Here is a 5,181-nt window from a genome sequence, read left to right as displayed (position 1 = left end):
GACGTGTTGCTGCTGGACGTGACGCCGTTGTCGCTGGGTATTGAAACCCTTGGCGGCGTGATGACGAAGATGATCAACAAGAACACGACCATCCCGACGAAGCACGCGCAAGTCTATTCGACCGCCGACGACAACCAGAGCGCCGTGACCATCAAGGTGTTCCAGGGTGAGCGCGAAATGGCGGCAGGCAACAAGCTGCTGGGCGAGTTCAACCTCGAAGGCATTCCGCCGGCAGCACGCGGCACGCCGCAGATCGAAGTGAGCTTCGACATCGACGCGAACGGCATTCTCCACGTCGGCGCGAAGGACAAGGCGACCGGCAAGGAAAACAAGATCGTCATCAAGGCGAACTCGGGTCTGTCTGACGCCGAGATCGACAAGATGGTGAAGGATGCTGAAGCGAACGCTGACGAAGATCATCGTCTGCGTGAACTGGCCGACTCGCGCAATCAGGGCGACGCGCTGGTGCACAGCACGAAGAAGGCCGTGGCTGAGTACGGCGACAAGATTGAAGCGGCCGAGAAGGAACAGATCGAAGCTGCGTTGAAGGATCTTGAAGAAGCGCTCAAGAGCACGGCGAGCGACAAGGCCAGCATTGACGCGAAGATTGAAACGCTGTCCACGGCGTCGCAGAAACTCGGCGAAAAGATGTACGCCGACATGGCTGCAGCCCAAGGTGCTGCGGGCGCGGCGGCTGGTGCAGCGGGCGGTGCAGGCGCGCAGGCGGCGCCGGAGCAGCACGACGACGTTGTCGATGCCGACTTCAAGGAAGTGAAGAAGGACTAAGTCGATTGAATCGCGAAAGCGTGTCATCGGCGAAGGTTGAACCGGTCTTGTGCGACTTCGTGCGGGACCGCGATGGAAGATGTCTTGCGAGAAGTTGAGCGCAAGTACGAAGAACGCGCCTGGCGAGCCAATTGGCTCCCCGGGCACGTTGTTTTTTAGAGGGCGCGGCGCTTTGTGCGAATTATTGTCGCCGGTCACAGGCTGACCGGGCGAATCGTACAAAGGCGAAGCGTCGACAAATCACATGAGTCGCAAGACTCCAGGCATCCAAGAGGGAGCTGTCGGCCTGATCGAAAAGATCGGGCGCGGTGGCGCTGAACCGATATGGCGAAACGGGATTACTACGAGGTTATGGGCGTCGCGAAGAACGCGAGCGACGACGAAATCAAGAAGGCGTATCGCAAGCTTGCGATGAAGCATCACCCCGACCGCAATCCGGATAGCAAGGATGCGGAAGAGCGTTTCAAGGAGGCCAAGGAGGCCTACGAAATGCTCTCGGATCCGCAAAAGCGCGCGGCTTACGACCAGTACGGACATGCCGGCGTCGATCCAAACATGGCCGGTGCTGGCCAGCAAGGTTTCGGCGGGTTCGCCGATGCCTTCGGCGATATATTCGGCGACATCTTCGGGCAGGCGGCCGGGGGCGGCGCGGGTGCAGGCGCCGGACGCGGGCGCGCAGGTCCACAGGTTTATCGTGGTGCAGATTTGCGCTACAGCATGGAAATTTCGCTGGAGCAGGCAGCGCACGGCTACGATACGCAAATTCGCGTACCGAGCTGGGTGAATTGCGAGATCTGCAAAGGCTCGGGCGCCAAGGCCGGCACGAAACCGGAAACATGTCCGACGTGTCACGGACAAGGCACCGTGCGAATGTCGCAGGGTTTCTTCAGCATCCAGCAAACGTGCCCGAAGTGTCACGGCACCGGTACCTTCATTCCTGAACCGTGCGGTCATTGCCACGGCGCGGGCAAGGTGAAGGAAACGAAGACGCTGGAGGTGAAGATTCCGGCGGGTATCGACGACGGCATGCGGATTCGTTCGTCGGGTAACGGCGAGCCGGGCATCAACGGCGGTCCGAGCGGCGACTTGTACGTCGAGATTCACATCAAGCAGCATTCGGTGTTCGAGCGCGATGGCGACGACCTCCATTGCCAGATGCCGATTCCGTTCACCACGGCGGCGCTTGGCGGCGAGATCGAAGTGCCGACGCTGGCCGGGCGCGCGAGCTTTACGGTGCCGGAAGGTACGCAGTCGGGCAAGACGTTCCGTCTGCGCAGCAAGGGCATCAAGGGATTGCGTTCGAGTATCGCCGGCGACTTGTATGTGCACGTCCAGGTCGAAACGCCGGTCAAGCTCACCGATCAGCAACGCGACCTGCTCAAGCAGTTCGAGCGTTCGCTGACGGAAGGCGGCTCGCGTCATAGTCCGCAAAGCAAGAGCTGGTTCGATCGGGTGAAGAGTTTCTTCGATTGAGGCACTGATCATGCAGCAACGCGGCGAGGTTTTCGCGCTGCTCGACGATTGCGACTCGACCGCCGGAAGGCGGTCGAGTCGCCTTTACGCCGGCTTCGTGCGCGAACGGTCGTGTCACGAAGCGGCAGAGCTGGACGACGTGTGCGCGAGCGTCAGGCGAGACCTGCACGACGGTTTGCACGTGGTCGTGCTGGCGGACTACGAATTCGGCCGCAATCTGCAGTTGGCGCAGCCCGGCAATGCCGCGCTGCGCTTTTTGTTGTTTCGCGAATGCAGGTTTTTGTCGCGGGAAGAGGCCGATCAGTGGCTCGCTGAAAACGACAACGGTTTGGCTGACCAGCCGTCGGTGGCGGGAGTGGCGAACATCGAATCGAGCGTGACGCCCGATGCGTTCGAACATGCCATCGCAGGTGTGCAGGAGGCGCTGCAGGCGGGCGACTCGTATCAGATCAATTACACATTCCGTCTCGCGTTCGATGTGTTCGGCTCGGCCATTGGGTTGTACCGAAGGCTGAGGGAGCGGCAACCGGTACGCTATGGCGCGTTGATCGCGATGCCCGACGGGCGTGACGTGTTGTCGTGCTCGCCGGAGTTGTTCATCGAACGTGAGGGTGATTTACTTCGCGCCCGACCAATGAAAGGCACCGCGCCGCGCAGCGCCGACCCGGAATGGCTGCGAGACGATCCGAAAAATCGCGCTGAGAACGTGATGATCGTGGATATGTTGCGCAACGACATGGCGCGCGTGGCCGTGACCGGAAGCGTCCGGGTGCCGCAATTGTTCACGGTCGAGGCGTACAAGTCGGTGTGGCAAATGACATCGACCGTGGAGGCGCGTTCGCGGCCACGCACCTCGTTCGCCGATATCCTGCGCGCGCTGTTGCCGTGCGGATCGATCACGGGCGCGCCGAAACACAAGACCATGCAATTGATCGACGCGCTCGAAAGCACGCCGCGCGGTATTTATACCGGCGCTATAGGCTGGCTGGACGCGCGTGATGACTTCTGTTTGTCCGTGCCGATCCGCACGATTGAAATCGAGCATGGCCGGGGCAGGATGGGTATCGGCGCGGGTATTGTGCTGGACAGCGTCGCCGCCGATGAATTCGAGGAGTGCCAATTGAAAGCGCAATTCCTGACTGGCTCCGATCCGGGTTTCCAGCTCTTCGAGACCACATTCGCAACGAAGGACGGGATTCGCCATTGGGGCCGGCATCTGGCGCGGTTGGCATCGAGCGCCGGGTGGTGCGGGTTTCCGCTTGACCGGACTGCGCTGCAAAGTCGTATCGATGAAACCTGCGCCGGGTTTGAGCAGGACGCCTCGTACAGACTCAGGATTGCACTGGCGAAAAGCGGCGAGATCAACGTAACGAGCGCGCCCCTTGCGCCGTTGGCGGAGCAAACGGTGAGCGTGTTGCTGGCATCCGAATATGGCTTTGCGCCGCGCTCTTCCAATGATCCGTTGCTCGAACACAAGACGACATCGCGTGAGGTTTACGACCGTGCATGGCGCGAGGCCGGAACGCATGGCGCGTTCGATATGCTGTTTTTCAACGAGCGCGGCGAGCTGACGGAAGGCGGGCGGTCGAACGTATTCTTAAAGCGCGATGGCCGATGGAAAACGCCGCCGCTCGGCGCGGGATTGCTGCCGGGCGTGATGCGCGGCGTTTTGCTGGAAGAGCTGGAAGCAGAACAACGCGCGCTGACGCTCGAAGATTTGAACCGCGCCGAAGCGCTGATGATCTGCAACGCGTTGCGCGGCGCAGTGGCCGCGCGGCTGAAACGCAAGAGCTAATAGCTTCTAAAACGTATGCTCCGGCCCGGGGAAACTCTTGTCCTTCACGGCCTGAACGTACGCTTCAACCGCCGCAAAAATACTCGGCTGACCCTGCATGAAGTCCTTCACGAAACGCGGCCGTTTGCCGGGAAAGATTCCCAGCATGTCGTGCAGCACGAGCACCTGGCCTGAACAATCGATACCCGCGCCAATGCCGATCGTCGGGATAACCAATTGTTCCGTGACCTCTCGCGCGAGCAACGTAGGCACTGCTTCGATCACCAGCAATTGCGCGCCGGCTTCCTGAAACGCCAACGCGTCGCGACGCATCTGGTCGGCGCCGGCATCGGTCTTGCCCTGCACCTTGAAGCCGCCGAACGCGTGCACGGATTGCGGCGTCAAGCCAACGTGCCCGCACACCGGAATGGAGCGATCAACCAGGAATCGCACGATCTCCGCCGACCATTCCCCGCCTTCGATCTTCACCATCTGCGCGCCGGCGCGCATCAGCTTCACGGCGTTCGCGTAAGTCTCTTCGCGTGAGCCGACCGTGCCGAACGGCATGTCCGCCACCACGAGCGCATTCTTGTTGCCTCGTACGACGGCAGCGGTGTGATACGCGATGTCATCGAGCACCACGGGCAACGTCGTGCCATGGCCCTGCAGCACATTGCCAAGCGAATCGCCGATCAACATCACGTCCACACCCGCGCGGTCGAGCAGCGCGGAAAAGCTGGCGTCGTAACACGTCAGCATCGTGATCTTTTCGCCGGCTTCGCGCATGGTCCGAAGCTTCGGAACGGTGATCGCGGTGCGGCTGGTTTCCTGCAAATACGCCATGGCAATTTCCACATCGACTAGATAAGAGACGGCACGCTGGCGCGCCGCCCGGACGGACTTAGAGTGACGTGCCCTTGACAAAGAATTCCTTGCGCCCGCGCATGGTTTCAATACGTTCGATCAGCAGCGCCAGATCGGCTTCCGATTCCAGCGGGTTCAAATGCTCGGCGTTCACCGTCAATAACGGCGTGGCGTCGTAGTGATAGAAGAAGTCATTGTAGGCGTCGCAGAGGGCGCGCAGGTAGGCGTCGGGAATCTGCAGTTCCATTGGCACCGCGCGCTTTTGAATGCGCGCGAACAAGACT

General features: G+C 60.9%; 5 protein-coding genes. 3 read left to right on the top strand and 2 right to left on the bottom strand.

Annotated features, from left to right (window positions below):
• The 3 genes from ACFFAR_RS11825 to ACFFAR_RS11815 form a co-directional block, all read left to right on the top strand.
• A partial coding sequence (locus ACFFAR_RS11825; protein ID WP_375507919.1) for an Hsp70 family protein occupies nucleotides 1-786 on the top strand: 786 nt, incomplete at its 5' end.
• 324 nt (nucleotides 787-1,110) lie between these two features.
• The gene (dnaJ, locus tag ACFFAR_RS11820; RefSeq protein WP_061998491.1) at nucleotides 1,111-2,259 is read left to right on the top strand and encodes a molecular chaperone DnaJ; all 1,149 of its coding nucleotides are present in this window, start codon (nucleotides 1,111-1,113) and stop codon (nucleotides 2,257-2,259) included.
• 10 nt (nucleotides 2,260-2,269) lie between these two features.
• Nucleotides 2,270-4,054, top strand: a complete 1,785-nt coding sequence (locus ACFFAR_RS11815; protein WP_174363494.1) for a chorismate-binding protein — start codon at nucleotides 2,270-2,272, stop codon at nucleotides 4,052-4,054.
• Nucleotides 4,055-4,060: 6 nt separating this feature from the next.
• Here ACFFAR_RS11815 and panB read toward each other — a convergent pair whose 3' ends face one another.
• Complete coding sequence (gene panB / locus ACFFAR_RS11810; protein WP_061998493.1) at nucleotides 4,061-4,876, bottom strand: 3-methyl-2-oxobutanoate hydroxymethyltransferase; 816 nt, start codon at nucleotides 4,874-4,876, stop codon at nucleotides 4,061-4,063.
• A gap of 58 nt (nucleotides 4,877-4,934) precedes the next feature.
• Nucleotides 4,935-5,181 (bottom strand): deoxynucleoside kinase (locus ACFFAR_RS11805; RefSeq protein ID WP_375507918.1); only part of this gene is annotated, 247 nt, incomplete at its 5' end.

The sequence above is a fragment of the uncultured Caballeronia sp. genome, from assembly GCF_964243625.1.
Taxonomy (GTDB): Bacteria; Pseudomonadota; Gammaproteobacteria; order Burkholderiales; family Burkholderiaceae; genus Caballeronia.
Note: the sequence above shows the minus strand (reverse complement) of the source record. Positions and strands in the feature narration are given on the sequence as shown.

Coding starts and splice junctions, on each gene's coding strand:
- dnaJ (WP_061998491.1), top strand. CDS start 1,111: ATGGCGAAACGGGATTACTACGAGGTTATGGGCGTCGCGAAGAACGCG.
- panB (WP_061998493.1), bottom strand. CDS start 4,876: ATGGCGTATTTGCAGGAAACCAGCCGCACCGCGATCACCGTTCCGAAG.
- ACFFAR_RS11815 (WP_174363494.1), top strand. CDS start 2,270: ATGCAGCAACGCGGCGAGGTTTTCGCGCTGCTCGACGATTGCGACTCG.